This is a genomic window from Niveibacterium sp. COAC-50, assembly GCF_013184235.1.
GTDB lineage: Bacteria > Pseudomonadota > Gammaproteobacteria > Burkholderiales > Rhodocyclaceae > Niveibacterium > Niveibacterium microcysteis.
The window spans coordinates 776,389-795,904 of sequence record NZ_JABCJM010000002.1 but is presented as its reverse complement, the minus strand read 5'-3'; the positions used below and the strand labels follow the sequence as shown (position 1 = coordinate 795,904).

Sequence of the window (19,516 nt, the reverse complement as noted above, 5' to 3'; positions counted from 1 at the left end):
CCCACCTGCTCCGGCGCTGGTACCAAGGAGCACACATGACCGTCGTCACCGCCCTGTTCGAAGCCCACCCCGGCCGCGAAGCCGAACTAGAAACCGCGCTGCGCGAACTCGTCCGCCACGTCGCGCTGGAGCCTGGTGCCATCGAATACACGCTGCATCGCAGCCCTACGTCACCCGGACGCTTCTACTTCTACGAGCGCTATGCGGATCAGGGCGCCGTTGACGCACACATGGCCACGCCGTACCTGAAACGCCTGCTCGAACGCGTGCCGGAACTCTGCGCCGTGGCGCCCGAGGTCGACTTCTTCGAGCCACTGGTCTCGATCAATCAGCTGAGGACCTGAGGCGATGTTCCTGATCCTGCTCGACTACGTCGCACCGGCCGCAGAGATCGACCGCCATGTCGACGCGCACCGCACGCATCTGGCGGAACAGTACGCCGCCGGGCGGCTGTTGTTGTCCGGCCCGCAAGTGCCGCGCGAGGGCGGTGTCATCGTCGCCTGCGTGCGAACCCACGCCGAGGTGGATGTGATGATGGAGCGCGACCCCTTCGTGCTGGCCGGCGTGGTGCGCTACCGCGTGATCGAGTTCGTCGCACGCGCCGCCCACCCAGCCCTGGCGGCTTTCGCGGAACCGGTCGCGGCCTGATCCACACCCCCACGGCTGCGCGGCAGCCAGGCGCCGATTTGATCTGCCCGGCCTCGCCCGTGCAACGCGGCGTTATGCTGGCCGCCAACGCGTCTTGGAGGTATCGGTATGCCCGCGCCGTTCAACTACTCGATCATCGGTGGGCGCGTCAGCGTTCGCGCGGTGGCCGCGAACATCGTGTGCGTCAGCATCGCACCCGATGGCCATGCGCTCGCAGAGTCGCTGTTCGTACTGCCGCAAACCGATGCCCGAGAGGCCAACGTTGACGCCGCAGGCCTGCGCACCGCCGCGCTGCGCATCGCGCGCGTCGGCGGTGGTCTACAGTTCGCCGACGCTGGCGGCGCCGTGTTTCTGACGCAGGTGGCAAGCAGTTGGTCGCCCGCCGACGAGGCCCTGCAGGTCGTGCAGCACTTTCGCGCAGACCCCGCACACGCGCTCTACGGCCTCGGTCAGTACCCCGGCGGCGCATGGGACTGGCGCGGGCGCGAGGTGCTGCTGGCGCAGTCGAACCAGGGCATCGCCGTGCCCTGCCTGGTCTCCACCGCCGGCTACGGCATCCTGTGGGATTCAATGGCGCTGACGCGCTTCGCGAGCAAGGGCCAGGGCTTCCGTTTCGAAACCGACTGCGCCGACGGCATCCGCTACTACGTCGTGTGGGGGCCGGATTTCGACCGCATCGTCGCCGGCTTCCGCCTGCTCACCGGCACCGCACCCTTGTTCCCGCGCTGGGCCTACGGCTTCTGGCAATCGAAGGAACGCTATGTCGACCGCGCCGAGTTGCTCGACACCGCATGCCGCTTCCGCGAGTTGGGGTTCCCGATCGACGCGCTGATCCAGGACTGGAAGTACTGGGGCGACAAGCCCTGGAGCAGCATGGAATGGGACGACAAGGTCTTCCCCGACCCCGAAGGCATGATCCGCGAACTGCATGAGCAGCACCACCTGCGCCTGATGACGACGCTGTGGCCGGTAGTCGGCGAGGGCTGCGCGCTATTCGACGAACTCAAGGCTGCGGGCGAGCTGTTCGAGTATCCGCACTGGGCCCAGGGCCACATCTATGACGCCTTCAGCGAGCGCGGCCGCGCGATCTACTGGAAGCATGTGCAGCGCGGGCTCATCGACAAGGGGGTCGACGCCTTGTGGATGGACGGCACCGAGCCGGAATTCGTCTCCACCCACGACCCGATGGACGGCGTGCGCGCCTGCTACGCGCAGCGCGACACCGCGTTGGGCAGCTGGCGCCGGGTGCTCAACGGCTACTCGATGTTCACCGCGCGCGGCGTCTATGAAGGCCAGCGCACACTGAACAACGGCAAACGGGTGTTCACGCTGTCGCGCTCCGGCTTTGCCGGGCAGCAACGCTACGCGGCCGCGAGCTGGTCGGGCGACATTGCAGCGACTTGGAATGTGCTGCGCGAGCAGGTGGCGGCGGGGCTGAACTTCGCGGCAGCCGGCATGCCGTACTGGACCACCGACATCGGCGGCTTCTTCACGACTGGCCTGGGTGCACGCTTCCCCGACGGCAACCGCGACCCGGCCTACCGCGAGCTCTATGTGCGCTGGTTCCAGTACGGCGCGTTCTGCCCGCTGTTCCGCTCGCACGGCACCAACACCGCCCGAGAACCCTGGCACTTCGGCGCGCCCGGCAGCTGGGCCTACGACGCGCTACTCGCCGCCGCGCAACTACGTTACAGGTTGCTGCCTTACATCTATTCGCTGGCGTGGGACGTCACCTCGCAGGGGGGAACGCCGATGCGCCCGCTGGCGATGGACTTCCGCGACGACCCGGCCACCTACGGCATCGCCGACCAGTTCATGTTCGGCCCGGCGATCATGGTCTGCCCGGTACTCGCGCCGATGTTCCATGAGCCGCGCCGCGAAGCGGAGATCCTCGCGGCCGACTTCCTGCGCACGCCCGAGGGCGAACAGGGCCTGATCTGGCGCGGCTATGCCGATGAAGCATCCGACGATGCCGTGTTCGCCAAGCCGGTCGGGGAACTCAACGGCAGCTGGGCGGGCGGGCCGCCGCCGGGCTTGCCCTTCGCCGGCTACCGCCTGCGTTGGGATGCCGAACTGACCGTACCCGACAGCGGCGACTACGAATTCCTGCTCTACGGCAACGACGGCCGCCGCATGTGGTTCGACGACGAGCCCGTGATCGACGCATGGCAGGCGCAGGGCATGCAGACCACCACGCTGCGCCGCACGCTCGCCGCCGGCACGAAGATCCGCCTGCGTGTCGAGCACCTGCACCGCCATGGCGCCGCGCAGATGAGCCTCTCGTGGCGCCGCCCCGGCCATGCGCCCAAATCCGAGCTGGTGCCGGCCGAGCGCCGCGTCTACCTGCCTGCCGGCTGCGACTGGTACGACTTCCACAGCGGCGAGCGCCACAGCGGCGGGCAAACGCTCACGGTGCCGACGCCGATCTCGCACATCCCGCTGTTCGTGCGCGCCGGCAGCGTCCTGCCTTTGGGGCCGGTCGTCACGCAGAGCGACGCGCAACGCGGCGCGCCGATCGAGTTGCTGGTCTATCCCGGCGCCGACGCCGCGTTCACGCTGTACGAAGACGATCGCGACGGCTACGCGTACGAGCGCGGCGCCTACACCACTCGCGCCATCCGTTGGTCTGACGCCACCAGCGCGCTATCTATCCACACGCCGCACCAGGGCCTGCAGGGCCCCACGCCGACGATCGGGGTGCGGCTCGCGGGCCGGCTGCACACCGAAACACTGCCGCTCGATGCCAACGGTGCGGGAGCCGTGACGCTGCGGTAAAGGGGCCAGGGCAGTCTGCTGCCCAGACAACCCCGGGAATTTTTCACATTTTCTCGGGATCGCCCATGGACGACGCAGCGCAGCGATCACTAGGCTGGGTCCTTTCACCGGGCTGGTGCCCATCCGGTGCCGGCACGCCGCTTCACGTCCACAGAGAGGATCCTCACGATGACAAGAAACGCCTTCCGCATGGCGGCGATGGCTGCCGCAATCTCCACCCTCGGCCTGGGTGCGTTGAGCGTACCAGCAGTGGCCGGGCAGAACAGCGACAACACCGCCGCGCGCCCCACGCAGGACAACAGCGTCGCGCTGGTGGTGCTCAACGGCGATCCGCTCTCGACCTACGTGAAGACCAAGCCCGCCAAGGGCAAGAAGATCGACTTCGGCAACACCAACGTGAAGGCGTACCGTGCCCAGCTCTCCGCGCTGCGCAACGACTACAAGGCCTGGCTGCGCGCGAACGTGCCCGGCGCCAAGGTCACCGGCGAATTCGATATCGCCCTGAATGCGGTGGCGGTACAGCTCAATGGCGCCAGCCTGGCGCAGGTGTCCGGCACCAGCATGGTGAAATCCGCGCAGTACCAGGCGCTCTACTACCCGAGCGCGGCAGACCCCGATCTCGCGCTGATCTCGGCGCCAGCCGCATGGGCCACGGCGGGCGGCAGCGCCACGGCAGGTGATGGCATCCGCGTCGCAATCGTCGACAGCGGCATCGACACCACCCACCCGTGTTTTGCCGATACCGGCTACCCGGCGCAAACCCAGGTCGGCGACCGCAGCTTCACCAACAACAAGGTGATCGCTGCCAAGGTCTTCAGCAACCGCACGCCGCAGCGCGGCTATACCGCCGAAGCGGTGGGCGAACATGGCACCCATGTGGCCGGCACGGTGGCGTGCAACTACGCCACGCCGGCCAAGGTCGGCAACGTGACGATCCCGTACGGCATCTCGGGTGTCGCACCGCGCGCACTGCTGGGCAACTACAACGTGTTCCCGGGCGACCTCGCCAACGCGCGCTCGGAAGACATCCTCAACGCGCTCGAAGCCGCCTACGCCGATGGCTTCGACGTGGCAAACATGAGCCTGGGTGGCGGCTCGCATGGCGCGCAGGATCTGCTGACCGTGGCGGTGGACAACCTCGACCAGGCGAACATGGTGGTCGCGGTGGCCAACGGCAATTCGGGCCCCGGCTTCTCCACCGTCGAATCACCGGGCATGGCGGCCCGTGCGCTCTCCGCCGGCGCCAGCACGGTGCCGCACTTCGTTGGCGTACCGATCAGCGCCGCGGGCGGCAGCTACGGCGGCGCAACCGGCGACTTCGGAACCGTTACCGCGCCGCTGACGGCCCCGCTCGCCGTCGTCACCGGCAGCGTTAACGGCCTCAACACCGCGTGTTCGGCGCTGCCCGCCGGCAGCCTGAGTGGCCAGATCGCACTGATCACACGTGGCAGCTGCAGCTTCTCGACCAAGATCCGCAATGTGCAGGGTGCGGGCGCCGCCGCCGTGGTGGTGTCGAACAACGTCGCGGGCACGCCGATCGCAATGGGCACCGATGGCACCGCGGGGCAGCCGACGATCCCCGCCTACATGGTCGCGCTGGAGGACGGCATGTCGTTGAAGGCCGCTGCCGGTGCCGCCACGACAATCAGCAACACCGCCGCCTACTTCCTCACCAGCAGCGCCAACGCGGACATCATGGCCGGCTTCAGCAGCCAGGGGCCAACCGATGTGGATGTCCGCGTCAAGCCAGATGTCGTCGCGCCCGGCGTCAACGTGCTCAGTTCGATCCCGCATCAGTTCTGCAGCGCCCCGCCCTGCTTCGCCTTCTTCCAGGGCACCTCGATGGCCACGCCGCACCTCGCCGGCTCGGCGGCGATCGTGCGCCAGCAGCATCCGGACTGGTCTGCCGCAAACGTGCGTTCGGCCATCGTGAACACCGCCGACTGGGGTGTGCTGAAGGCCGCAAGCAACGGCAGCACGATCGTCTACGACGGCAACACCGCCGGCGCAGGCCGCGAGAACCTCGCCGCGGCGGTCAACGCCAAGGTCGCACTTGATCCGGTCAGCGTCTCATTCGGTGCAGTGCCCTCGGGCAGCGGCCAGACGCGTTCCGCCACCGTCACACTCACCAACCTCAGCGGCGCGGCGCAGACCTACTCGCTCGCCGTCAGCCCGGTCAGCGGCAGCGGCGTCGGTTTCAGCGTCTCGACACCGAGCGTGACCCTGGCCGCCGGCGCGAGCACCACTGTCAGCGTCAGCGCCAACGCCGCACAAGGCGCAACAGCCGGCGGCAAACAAGCCGTGTTGTGGATCAGCAGCGGCGGCGCGCCGGTTGCCCACGCAGTGCTCTACACCCTGGTGAAGTAGGCCTCACGGGGCGCCCTCAGCGGGCGCCCCGTTCTTCCTTGCGATTGCGGCCGCGCCGAACGGCGATCGTCGCCGTGCACGGCGACACAGCTCTCAGACGCCGTCGTGGTCTCAGGGACGAACCTTGTGACAGGTGCAACGCAGCACCGCGCGCCACGTAGTACATGCGCCCTCGTTCGGCTTTAGAGTCGACACGCTTCACGGCACCACAATCGCGCGATGCTCTCTCTACGCACACTGACTTGCCTATCCCTGCTTTCGGGACTCTGTTTCGCCAACGCCCAGGCGGCGCCGGACGGCTTGCCTGATTGTTCGGCAAGCGCTGCCATGCCTTACCTCGCCTGTCTGGCCACCCCCACAACCATGGCCGAGTCGCCGGCTTACGAGCGTGGCGGGCGAATTGGTCGCCGTGGCGACACGCTCGACTTCCGCTGGCGTGGCGCCGCCAGCGCGGTGCGCGTTGAGGGCGCGTATGGCGACTACGGCTTTGCGCTGAACCGAATCGGGGCGAACGAGTGGGCCGCGAGCGTGCGCGTCCCGAATCTCGCCACACTCGTTGAACGCTTCGCCTTCGTCGCCACCAACGCAGACGGCAAAGTCGTCCGCGAAACGATGCACTTCAACGGCCCGGCGGCCAGTCCGCCGACGCCCGAACGAGGGGCGATCGAGGCGTTTACGCTTGAGAGCCGGCACCTTTCGCAAAGCCGCCAGGTGAACGTCTGGCTACCGCCGGGACACTCGGCAAGCCAGCGTTACCCGGTGGTCTACATCGCCGACGGCGCCGCGGAATTCGGCAACGAATTGCTCGCCGCGATGCAGGCGGGCCGCTTGCCTGCCATGGTGGTCGTCGGGATCGAGGCCGATCAGGCGGCGCGCTTTGCCGAGTACGTGGACTTTCCGAAGCGCGAGGGCATTCCGAGCGACCCGGCACGCTTTGCGGCGCATGAACGCTTCTTCGTGGATGAAGTTCTGCCATGGGCCGAATCGAAGTTCGGCGCTGCCAACGAGCCCGGCTCGCGCAGCGTCGCCGGCTTTTCGAATGGCGCGGACTGGGCCGCAGCGATGGCCTTGCGGCACCCGGATCTGTTCGGGCGCGCCGTCGTCATGTCACCGATCATGGTGGTGGAGTATGCGATTCCGGATGCGCCAAACACTCGTTTCGAGCTCAGCGGCGGCGCGCTCGAGCCACCGTTCGCACTCGCCACGGCGTGTTTCGCGCAGCGCCTGCACGCCAAAGGCGGCACCGTGAAGCTGCGCTGGTGGCCCCACACCCACGCACCCGAGCAATGGCGCGCGGCTTTTCTGGCAGCCCTGCTCGACGAGGCCTCCGCGGCGCTGCCCGACGCACATGCCTGCGACCGTTTCCTGGCCGACCCGTTGTAACGCCGCGAGCAGGCTCATTCATGTCGCATGACATCCGCCAGCCGCGCCGATAGCATTCAACGCGATCTCCGCTGGCGCTCACGTCCGCTGGGGAACGACATCTCACCGAGGAGCACCGCGATGCCGCGACCGCTGATCCACCATGCCCGTCGCCTTGCAATCGGCTTGATCGCCGTCGCCGGACTCGTCTGCGCCGACGCCCACGCTGACGGCCCCTTGCGCGAGCTTCTGAAGCAACGCCGAAACCAGTCAGCCCCCGCCGGAGCGAACGCGGAGTACAGCCTCGACGTTGGCGGCGCAACGCGGCGATATCTGGTGCACATCCCGGCCAGCTATGACGCGACGCGGCCCGCCCCCTTGGTCCTCGCACTCCATGGCGGCGGCGGGGACATGCAGCACATGGCGAAGGATGAGCACTACGGCATCGTCAGCAAGAGCGATCGTGCCGGCTTCATCGTGGCCTTCCCCAATGGCACCGGCGCGATGGGCGACAAGTTCGCCACCTGGAATGCCGGCGCGTGCTGCGGCAAGGCGCGCGACACGCGGGTCGACGACGTCGCCTTCCTGCGCGCAGTGGTGGCCGACCTGCAAGGGCGCTACGCGATCGACGCGGGGCGCATCTTCGCGATGGGCATGTCCAACGGCGGCATGATGAGCCACCGCCTCGCCTGCGATGCGGCGGATCTGTTTGCCGGCATCGCCTCGGTTGCGGGCACCGACAACACGCTCGGCTGCGCGCCCGCGAGGCCGATTCCGGTGCTGCATATCCACGCACGCAACGACGACCATGTGCTGTTCGACGGCGGCGCCGGGCCGGGTGCGTTCCGCGACGAAAGCAAGGTCACGCAGTTTGTCTCGGTGCCGCAGACGATCTCGAACTGGGTCACCCGCAACGCTTGCCGCAGCGCCGCGCGGGAAGTGCTGGCAGTGCCCGGTGCGCGCTGCGAAGTGCACGAGGGCTGCCGTGGTGGCGCCACGATCGAGCTGTGCGTGACCGAAGACGGCAAGCACAGCTGGCCCGGCGGCGGGGTCACCACGCTGTCGCGTCAGCAGCCGAGCCAGGCAATCAACGCCAACGACGTGATCTGGGACTTCTTCCAGTCAGTGACGACGCGGCGCTAGCTGGATGCGCGTGCTCGGCCCGCCCCCTCGGTGGCACACTCCGATAGCCAGGCTGCGGTGGGCCGCGGCGCCCGCCTTAGGCGCCGGTGCAACACCCGCGTCACGCGGGGGAGCGCAGTTGGCACAATCCCCCCTCTGGTCGACCTTTACGGATTCGATGTCTTCCGCCACCCAAGCCGCCGAACGGACGCATGAACGCTGAACGCCGGCGGCTAAGCCTATCGCTGTTGATCTCGCTGCTCGCGCATGCGCTGATGCTGAGCCTGAGTTTCGGCGGCCAGGGTTTCGGCCTGCCGGGCCTGGTCTTCGCCTGGCAGAAGCGCTGGGCCATTGCGCCCGAACTGCGCGTGGTGCTGCGGCCAGCCCCGATCGAGAACGGGCAGACCGCGCTGCCGCCAATCACCGCGCCGCAATGGCCCGACTCGCTCGAGCGGACAGGCAACGCCGACCAGCCTGCGCCCGAGGGTGCGCTCGCCGCCCTGAACCTCGCGAAACAAGCCGTCATCCCGCGCGCACCGGCCAGCGCCACGCCGGACTCCGGCAGCCAGCCAACGGCCGACACGCCGCCACCCGCCGATGCGGCGACGCCAGCATCCACCGTTGCACTGATCGCGGTGGAGCGCTCGGATGACCCGGCCTTCTTCGTCCCGCCACCGCACGCCGTGTCGAGCCCCGGCGGGGTGCTCGGGGCACAGTCGCTCAACACCGTCGCCAACCCATCGCCACGCCAGCGCGGCAGCGATGCCGCAACGCCGGAAGCCGACGAGGCGCCAACGGAACCCCCCGCCCAGCCGCCGGAGGCCGACACCGCAGCGCGTGAAGCGCAGCGCCTTGCCGACGAGCAGCAAGCGATGCGCGCCGAGGCCGCAAGGCTGGACGCCGAACGTCGTGAGGCAGAGCGGCTCGCCGCCGCGAAGCTGGAAGCCCAGCGCCTGGAGGACGCGCGGCAAGCCGCGGCGCGTGCAGAATCCGAACGCCTGGCGGCCGCCAACCTTGAAGCTGCGCGGAAAGAGGCAGAGCAGCGCGAAGCTGCGCGCGTGGCCGCCGCAAAACTGGAAGCGCAGCGCCAGGAGGAAGCCCGCCTGGCCGAAGCCCAACGCGCCGAAGCCACGCGACGCGAAGCGGAAAGGCTGGCCACCGCAAAGCTTGAGGCACTGCGGCAACAGGAAGCGCGCGAGGCCGCAGTGCGCACCGAAGCCGATCGCCTGGAAGCCGAGGGCCGCGAAGCCACCCGCCTGGCCGCCGCCAAGGTTGAAGCGCAACGCCTGGAACAAGCCCGCGAGGCGGCAGCCAAGGCGGCGGCGCAGAAGGAAGCAGAACGCCGGGAAGCCGAGCGGGTCGCAGCGGCGAAGCTGGAAGCCCAGCGGCAAGAGGAAGCCCGCCTGGCGGCCGCACGCGCGGAAGCCGATCGACTGGAGGCGGAACGTCGCGACGCGACGCGACTGGCCGCCGCCAAGGCAGAGGCCCAACGACAGGAAGAGGCACGGCAGGCCGCCGCCCGCACCGAAGCGCAGCGCCAGGAAGCCGCCCGACTCTCCGCCGCGAAGCTCGAGGCCCAGCGCATCGAAGAGGCGCGCCAGGCTGCCGCGCGCGCCGAGGCCGAGCGGCTGGAAGCGGAACGTCGGGAAGCTGCTCGCGTTGCCGCGGCCAAGGCCGAAGCCCTGCGGGTTGAGGAAGCCCGCCAGGCAGCAGCCCGCACCGAGGCGGCGCGGCTTGAAGCAGAGCGTCGCGAAGCCGCCCGCGTTGCGGCCGCTCAGGCTGAAGCCAAGCGCATCGAAGACGCCCGCCAGGCCGCTGCCCGGGCCGAAGCCGATCGGCTGGAGGGTGAGCGTCGTGAGGCGGCGCGCGTCGCTGCCGCGAAGGCGGAGGACGACCGCCAGGAAGCCGCGCGACGCGACGCAGCCCGTGTTGCCGCCGCCAAGGCGGAGCAGGAAGAGAACGAGCGGCGCGAAGCACGGCGCCGCGCCATGGGGCGCCAGCTCGATGAAGAGGCTGCGCGACGCGACGCCGCCAACCCGGCTCGCGCGCCCAACAGCCTGCCACTATCGCTGAGCACTGCGCGGCGGGTAAGGCTCTGGGGGCGTGCCGACCCCAACGCCGAGCTGGTGCAGTACGCCGAGGCCTGGGCACGCCGCATCCAGCTCAACACGCCGGTCGAAGCCGTGCGCGACATCGCAAAACGGCCGCACACGCAACCGATGGTCACGGTCGCGATCCGCAGCGATGGCAGCATCGAGGCGATCACCTTCGCGCTCTCCAGCGGCGTCGCGGAAGTGGACGAAGCGATCCGCCGTATCGTGCAGAGCCACGCGCCCTACCCCGCCTTCTCGCCGATCCTGGCGCGGCAGTACGACGTGGTCGAGATCCGGCGCACCTGGCAGTTCGATACGGCTGTGCGCTTGTATTGAGCCGATGCCTGCGTCGTGATGCGGCTGCCCAAAGCCCCGGCCTGAAGCACCCATCGAGCACCTGCCACACGGCAAGCCTGGACCACGACGCCGCGTCGCCGCTCGCCGGCATACGCGGATTCGCCTCGTAAGCCGCTGGTCAAATCGGTTGAACGCCGCGCCGGCTCCGCTCAGAGCCTGAGGTTGCGCGCTTGGCCTTAAGCTACATGCCCGCTCCACCACCATAAGCACCATCAGAGAGACGCTCACGCATGTCTGACCTCAGCGACCTCAGCAGTGACAGCGCGGTCTGCAAGACCCTGCTGGAATCAACCAAGGCAATCCCCTGGAAGATCGACTGGGCGACGATGCAGTTCGCCTACATCGGCCCGCAGATCGAACCCCTGCTTGGCTGGAGCAGGGAGAGCTGGGTCTCCGCCAACGACTGGGCTGAGCGCATCCACCCGGAAGACCGCGAGTACGTCGTCAACTTCTGCATCTCGCAATCAAAGGCCGGCGTCGACCACGAAGCCGACTACCGCGCGCTGACCAAACAGAACGGCTATGTGTGGATTCGCGATGTGGTGCACGTGGTGCGCAACGCGCAGGGCGAGGTGGAATCGCTGATCGGCTTCATGTTCGACATCAGCGAACGCAAGAAGACCGAAGAAAAGCTGCTCGCGCTGCAGAAGGAACTCGAAGCCCTGTCATTCAAGGACGGCCTGACGGCCATCGCCAACCGCCGCCGCTTCGATTACACCCTCGAACTCGAGTGGCAAAGCGCGCTCAGCAGCGGCAAACCCCTGTCCTTGATCATGCTCGATGTCGACCTCTTCAAGCAGTTCAACGACCTCTACGGCCACACCGCTGGCGACAAGTGCCTGATCGACGTCGCGCAGTCGCTGAACCTTGCGCTGGTCGGCCAACGCGATCTGGTCGCCCGCTACGGTGGTGAGGAGTTCGTGCTCTTGCTGCCGGAAACCGATACCGCCGGCGCCCACATCGTCGCCCAACGCTGCCAGCGCCTGATCGACAAGCTCGCCATCGAACACAGGCAGAACCCCCACGGCGAGCGCATCACCGTGAGCATCGGTGTCGGCACCGTGACGCCAAGCGCCGACCTGACGCCGACGCGCTTCATCGAGGCGGTCGACAAACAGCTCTACGCAGCCAAGCAGGGCGGGCGCAACCGCATCGAGGCCCTGCTCGTCTGAACGCAAGCGGGCGGCCGCGTCAGGGGCCGGCGGCGGCCGCGCCCGCCTTGAGCGCTTCGAGCCACTGCGGCACGGCCTCGGCGGGCATCGGCCGCGCAATCAGATAGCCCTGCAGGATGTCGCAACCAAGGCGCACCAGCGCGGCATGCTGATCGGCGGTCTCCACACCCTCGGCCACCACCTCCATGCGCAGCGCGTGGGCCAGCCCCACCACTGCTTCCAGCACCGCCTGGGCGTCGGCGTTGGCGGTGAGGTCGATGACGAAACTGCGGTCGATCTTCAACTGCCGCGCGGGGATGTTGCGCAAGTGCGCGAGGCTGGAATAGCCAGTGCCGAAATCGTCGATCGACAGCCGCACACCGAGCGCCGCAATCTGGTCGAGCACGCTGCGTTCGGCATCGAGGTTCTCCATCATTGCCGTCTCGGTGATCTCGCACACCAGTTGCGAAGGCTGCAGGCGATGCTGTTCCAGCGCAGCGGCTATCCGCTCCGGCAGCGCAGCGTTGCGTAGCTGGTAGGGCGACAAATTGATCGCGACGCGGCAGCGCAGGCCTTGCTCATGCCAGCGCGCCAGTTGCGCACAGGCTTCGTCGATGACCCAGTTGCCGATCTCGCCGATCAACCCGAAGCGTTCGGCCAGCGGCACGAATACTGCGGGGCTGACGAGACCGCGTTCCGGGTGGCGCCAGCGCAGCAGGGCCTCAAGCCCGTGCACCTGGCCGCTGCGCGCGTCGACCTTCGGCTGGTAGTACAGCAGCAGCTCACCGCGCGCGACCGCGTGACGCAGGGCCTGTTGCAGCAGCACCTGTTCGGCCGCGTCGCCCGCCATGCTGGCCTCGTAGACCACGCAGCAACCGCCGCCGGCGCGCTTGGCCGCGCCCTTCGCAGCCTCGGCGCGCGCGAGCAGGCGCGGGGCGTGGTCTTCGTGATCCGGGAACACCGCCACACCGATCGAGCACGACAGCGAAACATCCTGCCCCGACACGCGAATCGGCTGGCGCATCGCGTCAAGAATACGTTGCGCCAGTGTCACCGCCGCTGCCTCGGCATCGCGCGACTCGACCATTGCAACGAATTCGTCGCCGCCGAGCCGCGCCACGGTGTCGCTCTCGCGCAGCGTGAGCTGCAGCCGGCGCGCGAGTTCGCGCAGCACTTCGTCGCCCGCCTCGTGGCCGAAGGAGTCGTTGATCGGCTTGAAACCGTCGAGATCGAGGAACAGCACCCCCAGCCGCTCCACAGCCGTCGGCGTTGGGCCACGTCGCGCGATACGCGCCGCTGCGTGCTGCAGGCGGTCGTTGAACAGGGCACGGTTCGGCAAGCCGGTCAGCGCATCTTCAAAGGCGCGACGCTGCAGGGTTTCGTTGGCCTCCTGCAGATCTTCGGTCGCACGATGCAGCGAGCGGGCCAGCTGCGCCTCGCGCGCCCGCGCCATTGCATCGTTGATTGAAAGCACCAATGCGCCGGCAAGCAGGAACAGCGCCGCCGTCACCACCACCGCGGCGAGCGGCTGACCGGAAAGGCCATCGACGCTGCGACAGATCGTGCCCTGCGGCAGTTGCGCCGCGGCCATGCCGGTGTAGTGCATGCCGCCGATCGCGAGGCCCATCACTACCGCGGCCAGCCCCTGCAAACGCAGGCGCAGGGCACCGTGCTGTTCACGCAGCGCGAAGAACAGCCTCAGGGCGGCGGCTGACGCGAGCCATGCGATCGCCACCGAGGCAAGCACCACCGGCCAGCGCCACACGATTGGCGGTACCAGTTCGAGCGCGGCCATGCCCAGGTAATGCATCGCGCAGATGCCCAACGCCATGCTGCTGCTGCCACCCAGCAGCACCCACGGCGTCAGCCTGTCGTGCGTCGCGATACGCAGCGCCACCGCGGCGGCGCCAATGGCAGCCAGCCAACTCAGCAGGGTCGGGCCGCCGGCATAGCCCAGCGGCACCCCGGCATCGAAACCGAGCATGCCGACAAAGTGCATCGCCCAAATGCCGGTACCCAGTGAAACCGAACCACCCGCCAGCCACCACCGCCGCAGCCCGGTCTCTGCCACGCGCACCCGGCGCGCCAGATCCAGCGCAACGTAGGAAGCGAACACCGCAACGACCAGCGAGGCAACAACGAGCAGCGGGTCGTGGCGGGTTATCAGGAACAGAGCAGAAGCCATCCCCCTGTTATCGGCCGGCCTGCGGCGCGCTTAAGGAAGCGGCCCAGCGAGCATGATTGCTTGCGCCTGCGCCGACGCCTAGCGTAGCGATTCCCCCAGCTCTGACAGCAACTCGGCCTCCGACAAGCTGTTGGTGTCTTTCCCGACCCAGCGTTCGGGCGCCTGGAAGCGGGCAAGCCTGAAGTAGTCGATGTGGGCGCGCAGGTCGCGCTTGCCATCGCGGACGGTGAGCAAGTTGAATTCGCGCGCCGCCGGTTCGTCGGACAAGCCCGCGAAGCGCTGCTGCATCGTCGGCAGGAAATCGGTGGTGGCGGTGATGCCGACCTGCAACCGGCTTGGCAAGCCCGGATGGGTCATGTCGCGCTCGCTCATCTTCTGCCATGTGAAGCGCAGGCTCTGGGTGTCGCGCTGCGTGACTCGCCACGGTTTGCCCTCAACCCGATGCAGCGCGACGAAGGTACTGCCGATCCGCACCAGCCGCAGCTCGTGCCAAGCCTGCCGCGTCGCATAGACCAGCTGTTGCGAGTTGCCACTCACGGTGCGCATCACCGAGATCGACGGGCTTTCGGTGCCGTCCGCGCCCATCGCCAGCCACACGTAGTTCTCGTCGCTCGGCTTCCAGTCGGCCGCCTTGGGCGCTGCCTGGCGGGCCATGATGCCGATATAGGTGTCCGAATAGCTGCGTGGCACCGAGCCGGGTTTCAAACCCTCCGCCTTCACCCGCGCCGTCATGACGAAATCGCCCTCGAATTCCTGCATCAGGAAAGGGGCGTGAAAGCCGGCAAGCCAGTAGCTGGTGTAAGGCTCGATCAGCAGTTCGCCGCCCGCCACCGAGACCTTTGCTACCTGGTCCGCCCAGCCTTCGACATCGCTCAGCCAGCGCCAATCCTTGAGCGCATCGGGTGAGTCGAAACCTTCATCAATCACGGTGGCCGCGTGCGCGACACCAAGAGACAAACCGAGGAGAAACAGACACTGCGAGATCCTGCCGGCAACGCTCATTGGGGGGCCTTATACTTTTTGGTTTTGGAGCGCCGCATGCTACCGGCATCGCGTGGCCGCGAGAAGCTGGGCGCCGCCTCCCCTGCGCGTTGTTGTGCTCCGGCACGGCGTGCAACACTCCCGATTCCCGACGCTTCGTAGGGCTCACGTCATGACACGCCACCTTCTCGCTACGCTGATCGCGCTCTGTGCCTGCGCGGCGCACGCCGAGGGCAGCCTGCTGAGCGTGCCGACACGCGACGGCGTCACCACCGCCGTCTTCTGGGAGACTGCGCCGAACGCCAGGGCCACCGTGCTGCTCTTCCCCGGCGGTGGCGGGGGCTTCGGGCGGGTGGAGGACGGCAAGCCCACGGGCCAGAACTTCCTCGTGCGCTCGGAGGGCGATTTCATTGCCCAAGGCTTCAACGTTGCAATCTTCGGCCGACCGAGCGACTCGCAAGATCTCGACTACGCCGACCGCATCGCCGAACCCCACCTCGCCGACATCGCCAAGGTGATGGCCGTCGTGCGCGAGAAGGCCGACGTACCGATCTGGTTGGTCGGCACCAGCCGCGGCACTGTGTCAGCCACGGCAGCCGCAATCCGCATGCCCGACCAGATCGCCGGGCTGGTGCTCAGTTCCAGCGTTGTCAGTGCCAAGAAGCCCGGTGCCGTCCCCACGCAGGACCTCGCCGCCATCACCGTGCCGACGCTCGTCCTCCATCACAGCAAGGACGCCTGCCCGGTCTGCGATCCGCAAGGCGTGCCCGCCATCCTGCGCGGTCTGAAGAACGCACCGGTGAAGAAGCTGCAGATGGTCAGCGGCGGCGACAACCCCAGCGGCAACGTCTGCGAGGCGCTGCACTGGCACGGATACATCGGGATGGAACGGGAGGCGGTGGGGGTGATTGCGGCGTGGATCAGGACACCGGCGGACTGAGCCACCAGCACCTCTGCGGCAGGTCGCCCGCCGCGGTTTTCAACCGGCAGGGAAGGCGGTATCCGGAATATCCGCGACCGCCCGGAACGCCGGTTTGGCAAACAGATAACCCTGCATCAGCGCAATGCCGGCGTCACGCAGAAAGTCTCGTTCCGCCGGGGTTTCGATGCCTTCTGCCACGACCGTGATGGCCAGCTCTTCGCACAGCCGGACGAGGCTACGCACGATCGCCTGCCGCGGCCGATGGCCCTCGATGCCGCGGATCAGGTCCATGTCGATCTTGACGATGTCGGGCTGGAAATCCGCGAGCAGCTTCATGCCTGCATAACCCGCACCGAAATCGTCGATCGCGGTCTTGAACCCGCAGCGCTTGTACTCGCGCAGGATCTTGGCAAACCAGGGGCCATCTTCAATGCGTTCGCCCTCGGTCACCTCGAAGATGATGCGATCGAGCGGGAAACCATGCACCCGCGCCGCTTCGAGGGTGGTCCGAATGCACAGTTCCGGTTTGTAGATCGCATTCGGAAGGAAGTTGATCGAGATGTGTTCGCGAATCCCGAGTTCCTTCGCCCCCTTGATCGCCTTGACGCGACAGGCTTGATCAAAACGGTAGCGGTTCTGGTCATTGACCTGCGAAAGCACACTCAACGCGCCCTCGCCGTTCGGCCCGCGAACCAGGGCTTCATGCGCGAAGAGGAGCTTCTGATTCACATCGACAATGGGTTGGTACGCGAACTCGAACTGAAAGCCGACACGCTCGGCTTTACCGCAGTCCTCACAATCCCGTTGCGTGCCGGTCAGCGGCACAAAACCCTCGGGAAAAGATGGGTTGCTCATCGCTTTCTGCATTGTTTTCATGGCGTCCTTCAGCGTGAGTGAGTCCGCGGGTCGCCGTCACCAGCGCCGCTGACCGATTCAGTTTCTGCCGCTCGCCGCGGCAGCGCAAGTCGCTTGGCAAAGCAGAGCTCGCGGGGAAGGCGGGCGTGAAACGCCTGGAAGCTGGCCAATCGACCGCCATGCGGCCCATTCAGCGGAATGCGGCGCAACGACCAGATCGCCGCCGGGTACCCAACGGCAAAGCCTGCAAAGCGCTGCACTGGCACGGGCTCATCGGGGTCGAACGCAAGGCCGTCGGCGTAATCGGCGCCTGAATCAGGGCGCCGAAGGGGTGACCAGCGCGCTCAGCAGGACAGGCGCCGCGCGCAGGTCAAGTTACGCCCGGCGATGCCGATATGCATGAGTCTTGTGGTGCGGCTGCACCGCATGCGGTCACTGAGGGCTGCCGATGGTCGCCACGATCCACCTCTCACTGCTCGCCGACCTGATCCTCGGCGGCATGCTGATCTTCCTCTGGCTCATGCGCAGAGGCGACCGCCACGCGCTCTACTGGGGTTCGGCGCAGATCCTGCTCGCCGTCGCGGCAGCCGTATGGAGTCTGCGCGTGCTCGAACTCTGGGCCTCGGTGCTGATCATCGGCGCGGGCACCCTGGGTATGGTCTGCCATGTCGCAGGCACCCTGCTCTTCTGCGGCAAACCCATCCTCTGGCGCCGTCAAGCGCTCGGCTGGATCACCTACGCCTGCGTGCAAACCCTCATTGCCGCCGCGTGGCCACGGCTGAGCCACGGCTTGAGCCTCCTCACACTGGGGGCCGTGCTCGCCTGGTGCGGTTGGCAGCTTTCTCGCCGCAAGCACCCCTACAAGCTACTCGCCCTCACGCTCTGGCTGCGTGCGGCCACGAACGTGGTCTTCTCGCTGAACATGCTTATGGGCACCCACCTCGAAGGCTTGTTCGCCATCGGATTCGTACTCAAGCTGCTGGCTTCGTTCGGGCTGATCCACGCCATCCTTGCCGACAACCAGCGGCGGATCTTCGATGTGCTCAACGGGCTCGGGCACGGCTTCCTGATCCGTGACGCCGGTGGCATCGTCCGTTTTGCCAGCGAGAAGCTGGCCCTCTCTATCGGCCTCGCTGGCGCCAAGGAGATGGTCGGCCAACACATCACTTCGCTCGCTTACGGTCGCTCAAAGGAAGAGGGCGCCGCCTGGTTTCAGCACGTCACCGCGCCGGATGCGCCGCGGCCATGCATCGACGAAGTCGTGCATCAGCACCGGGATGGGCGCGAGGTACCGCTCGAGATCATCAGCGTCCCCTTCGAGGATCGCGGCGAGCTGCATGTGCTGAGCCAGGTCATCGACATCAGCGAACGCAAGGCGCTTGAGGCCACACGCCAGCGCGCGGCGATGCTCGACGAATCCACCGGCTTGCTCAATCGCTTCGCCTTCAGGCAGACGCTGGGGGATCGGCTGGCGGCCAGCCGCGGGCAAGACGAGGTCACGATCGTGCTGCTGATCGACATCGACCATTTCAAGCGCGTCAACGACACCTTGGGGCATACCGTCGGCGATACCCTGATCAAGCGGGTGGCCACGCGCCTGCAACAACTGCAGCTCCCCCACCTGGCGCTGGCGAGATTCGGCGGTGACGAGTTCGCGCTGATGTTCACCGAAGCAGACCCGGCCACCGCCCACGATGCCGCGGAACGCTTCGCGCGCGCGATCCTGCTCGCGCTGCACGAGCCGATCCCGCTCTCCTCGTTCCGCATTTCGATCAAGGCCAGCATCGGCATTGCCTTCGCACCCGCCCACGGGCTCGACCCCGAGAGCGTGCTCAGTGCAGCCGACGCCGCCGTGTATGCCGCCAAGGACAGGGGCCGCAATCGTCACGAGTTCTTCGACGAGCGGATGGGCGCGAAGTCGCGCGACGCGCTGCTGATCGAAGAAGCCCTGCAGCAGGCGATTGCCAACAACGAGTTCCAGCTCGTCTACCAGCCCATCGTCGATGCCCGCAGCCGTCGGCTGGTGAAAGTCGAAGCCCTGTTGCGCTGGCGCACCCCGACGCTGGGCTTCGTCGGGCCGGACCGCTTCATCCCGATCGCCGAAGACAACGGGCAGATCATCAGCATCGGCACCTGGGTCGTGCAGGAAGCTGCGCGACAAGCCCGCGCATGGCACTCGCGGCCGGAAGGGCCGATCCGCATCGCTGTGAACGTGTCCGCCGCGCAGCTTGTCGACCCGGACTTCATCGACGTGGTCGACCGCGCGATCGCCGACGCGGGCGCCGCGCCGACGGAACTCGAAATCGAGATGACCGAACGGGTGCTGATCAACGAGGCGGACACGGTGGTGCGCGTCATCGACACCCTGCACGAGAAGGGGCTCAGCACCTCGCTGGACGACTTCGGCACCGGCTACTCGTCGCTCAGCTACCTCACCCGTTTCCACCTGCGCACGCTCAAGATCGACCGCGCCTTCGTCAACGGCATCGACCAGGACGAACGCAGCCTCGCGCTGGTGCGCGCCATCATCGCCATGGGCCACAGCCTCGGCATGAGCATCGTCGCCGAGGGCGTCGAGACCGAAAACCAGGCCCGCATCCTCGCCGGGCTGGGCTGCGAATACCTCCAGGGCTACCTGTTCTCGCCGCCGGTGCCCGCCGAGAAGCTCATCCCCAACGCATCCGCCGCGTAGCGCGCC

The 19,516-nt window shown here is 67.5% G+C and carries 14 protein-coding genes; 11 read left to right on the top strand and 3 right to left on the bottom strand.

Translation table 11 applies throughout. The features are described 5' to 3' along the window. Positions 1-35: 35 nt before the first annotated feature. The 8 genes from HH302_RS11140 (at position 36) to HH302_RS11105 (ending at position 11,896) form a co-directional block, all read left to right on the top strand. Complete coding sequence (locus HH302_RS11140; RefSeq protein WP_172202244.1) at positions 36-344, top strand: putative quinol monooxygenase; 309 nt, start codon at positions 36-38, stop codon at positions 342-344. Between the two features lie 4 nt (positions 345-348). Beyond that, positions 349-648, top strand: coding sequence for a YciI family protein (locus tag HH302_RS11135; RefSeq protein ID WP_172202243.1), 300 nt, complete (start codon positions 349-351; stop codon positions 646-648). A 108-nt stretch (positions 649-756) separates the two neighbouring features. After that, positions 757-3,423 (top strand): TIM-barrel domain-containing protein, encoded by a 2,667-nt coding sequence (locus HH302_RS11130; protein WP_172202242.1) that lies wholly within the window; start codon positions 757-759, stop codon positions 3,421-3,423. Positions 3,424-3,591: 168 nt separating this feature from the next. Beyond that, positions 3,592-5,790, top strand: coding sequence for a S8 family serine peptidase (locus HH302_RS11125; protein ID WP_172202241.1), 2,199 nt, complete (start codon positions 3,592-3,594; stop codon positions 5,788-5,790). A 327-nt stretch (positions 5,791-6,117) separates the two neighbouring features. Next, positions 6,118-7,173 (top strand): esterase family protein, encoded by a 1,056-nt coding sequence (locus HH302_RS11120; protein WP_172202240.1) that lies wholly within the window; start codon positions 6,118-6,120, stop codon positions 7,171-7,173. A gap of 120 nt (positions 7,174-7,293) precedes the next feature. Then, the gene (locus HH302_RS11115; protein WP_172202239.1) at positions 7,294-8,295 is read left to right on the top strand and encodes a PHB depolymerase family esterase; all 1,002 of its coding nucleotides are present in this window, start codon (positions 7,294-7,296) and stop codon (positions 8,293-8,295) included. 191 nt (positions 8,296-8,486) lie between these two features. Then, positions 8,487-10,703, top strand: coding sequence for a TonB C-terminal domain-containing protein (locus HH302_RS11110; protein WP_172202238.1), 2,217 nt, complete (start codon positions 8,487-8,489; stop codon positions 10,701-10,703). 251 nt (positions 10,704-10,954) lie between these two features. Beyond that, positions 10,955-11,896 carry a sensor domain-containing diguanylate cyclase gene (locus HH302_RS11105; protein ID WP_172202237.1) on the top strand — a complete coding sequence of 314 codons (942 nt, stop codon included), beginning with the start codon at positions 10,955-10,957 and terminating at the stop codon, positions 11,894-11,896. Positions 11,897-11,915: 19 nt separating this feature from the next. On the opposite strand, the gene HH302_RS11100 is transcribed toward HH302_RS11105, so the two are convergent. Together HH302_RS11100 and HH302_RS11095 are read right to left on the bottom strand one after the other, a co-directional pair. After that, complete coding sequence (locus HH302_RS11100; RefSeq protein ID WP_172202236.1) at positions 11,916-14,060, bottom strand: bifunctional diguanylate cyclase/phosphodiesterase; 2,145 nt, start codon at positions 14,058-14,060, stop codon at positions 11,916-11,918. Between the two features lie 78 nt (positions 14,061-14,138). Beyond that, a complete protein-coding gene (locus HH302_RS11095) occupies positions 14,139-15,062 on the bottom strand; it encodes a hypothetical protein (protein WP_172202235.1) in 924 nt (307 codons plus the stop codon). 151 nt (positions 15,063-15,213) lie between these two features. Here HH302_RS11095 and HH302_RS11090 point away from each other — a divergent pair, with 151 nt between their 5' ends. Further along, positions 15,214-15,981 (top strand): alpha/beta hydrolase, encoded by a 768-nt coding sequence (locus HH302_RS11090; RefSeq protein ID WP_172202234.1) that lies wholly within the window; start codon positions 15,214-15,216, stop codon positions 15,979-15,981. A 39-nt stretch (positions 15,982-16,020) separates the two neighbouring features. On the opposite strand, the gene HH302_RS11085 is transcribed toward HH302_RS11090, so the two are convergent. Then, complete coding sequence (locus HH302_RS11085) at positions 16,021-16,818, bottom strand: EAL domain-containing protein (protein ID WP_216661868.1); 798 nt, start codon at positions 16,816-16,818, stop codon at positions 16,021-16,023. Positions 16,819-16,964: 146 nt separating this feature from the next. Here HH302_RS11085 and HH302_RS11080 point away from each other — a divergent pair, with 146 nt between their 5' ends. After that, positions 16,965-17,132 carry a hypothetical protein gene (locus tag HH302_RS11080; RefSeq protein ID WP_172202233.1) on the top strand — a complete coding sequence of 56 codons (168 nt, stop codon included), beginning with the start codon at positions 16,965-16,967 and terminating at the stop codon, positions 17,130-17,132. A gap of 134 nt (positions 17,133-17,266) precedes the next feature. Then, positions 17,267-19,510 (top strand): bifunctional diguanylate cyclase/phosphodiesterase, encoded by a 2,244-nt coding sequence (locus HH302_RS11075; RefSeq protein WP_172202232.1) that lies wholly within the window; start codon positions 17,267-17,269, stop codon positions 19,508-19,510. Positions 19,511-19,516 lie beyond the last annotated feature (6 nt).

What these genes read in the sequence shown, in the direction of transcription:
- HH302_RS11140 (WP_172202244.1), top strand. Translation starts at nt 36, where the DNA reads ATGACCGTCGTCACCGCCCTGTTCGAAGCCCACCCCGGCCGCGAAGCC.
- HH302_RS11135 (WP_172202243.1), top strand. Translation starts at nt 349, where the DNA reads ATGTTCCTGATCCTGCTCGACTACGTCGCACCGGCCGCAGAGATCGAC.
- HH302_RS11130 (WP_172202242.1), top strand. Translation starts at nt 757, where the DNA reads ATGCCCGCGCCGTTCAACTACTCGATCATCGGTGGGCGCGTCAGCGTT.
- HH302_RS11125 (WP_172202241.1), top strand. Translation starts at nt 3,592, where the DNA reads ATGACAAGAAACGCCTTCCGCATGGCGGCGATGGCTGCCGCAATCTCC.
- HH302_RS11120 (WP_172202240.1), top strand. Translation starts at nt 6,118, where the DNA reads ATGCCTTACCTCGCCTGTCTGGCCACCCCCACAACCATGGCCGAGTCG.
- HH302_RS11115 (WP_172202239.1), top strand. Translation starts at nt 7,294, where the DNA reads ATGCCGCGACCGCTGATCCACCATGCCCGTCGCCTTGCAATCGGCTTG.
- HH302_RS11110 (WP_172202238.1), top strand. Translation starts at nt 8,487, where the DNA reads ATGAACGCTGAACGCCGGCGGCTAAGCCTATCGCTGTTGATCTCGCTG.
- HH302_RS11105 (WP_172202237.1), top strand. Translation starts at nt 10,955, where the DNA reads ATGTCTGACCTCAGCGACCTCAGCAGTGACAGCGCGGTCTGCAAGACC.
- HH302_RS11100 (WP_172202236.1), bottom strand. Translation starts at nt 14,060, where the DNA reads ATGGCTTCTGCTCTGTTCCTGATAACCCGCCACGACCCGCTGCTCGTT.
- HH302_RS11095 (WP_172202235.1), bottom strand. Translation starts at nt 15,062, where the DNA reads ATGAGCGTTGCCGGCAGGATCTCGCAGTGTCTGTTTCTCCTCGGTTTG.
- HH302_RS11090 (WP_172202234.1), top strand. Translation starts at nt 15,214, where the DNA reads ATGACACGCCACCTTCTCGCTACGCTGATCGCGCTCTGTGCCTGCGCG.
- HH302_RS11085 (WP_216661868.1), bottom strand. Translation starts at nt 16,818, where the DNA reads ATGAGCAACCCATCTTTTCCCGAGGGTTTTGTGCCGCTGACCGGCACG.
- HH302_RS11075 (WP_172202232.1), top strand. Translation starts at nt 17,267, where the DNA reads ATGGTCGCCACGATCCACCTCTCACTGCTCGCCGACCTGATCCTCGGC.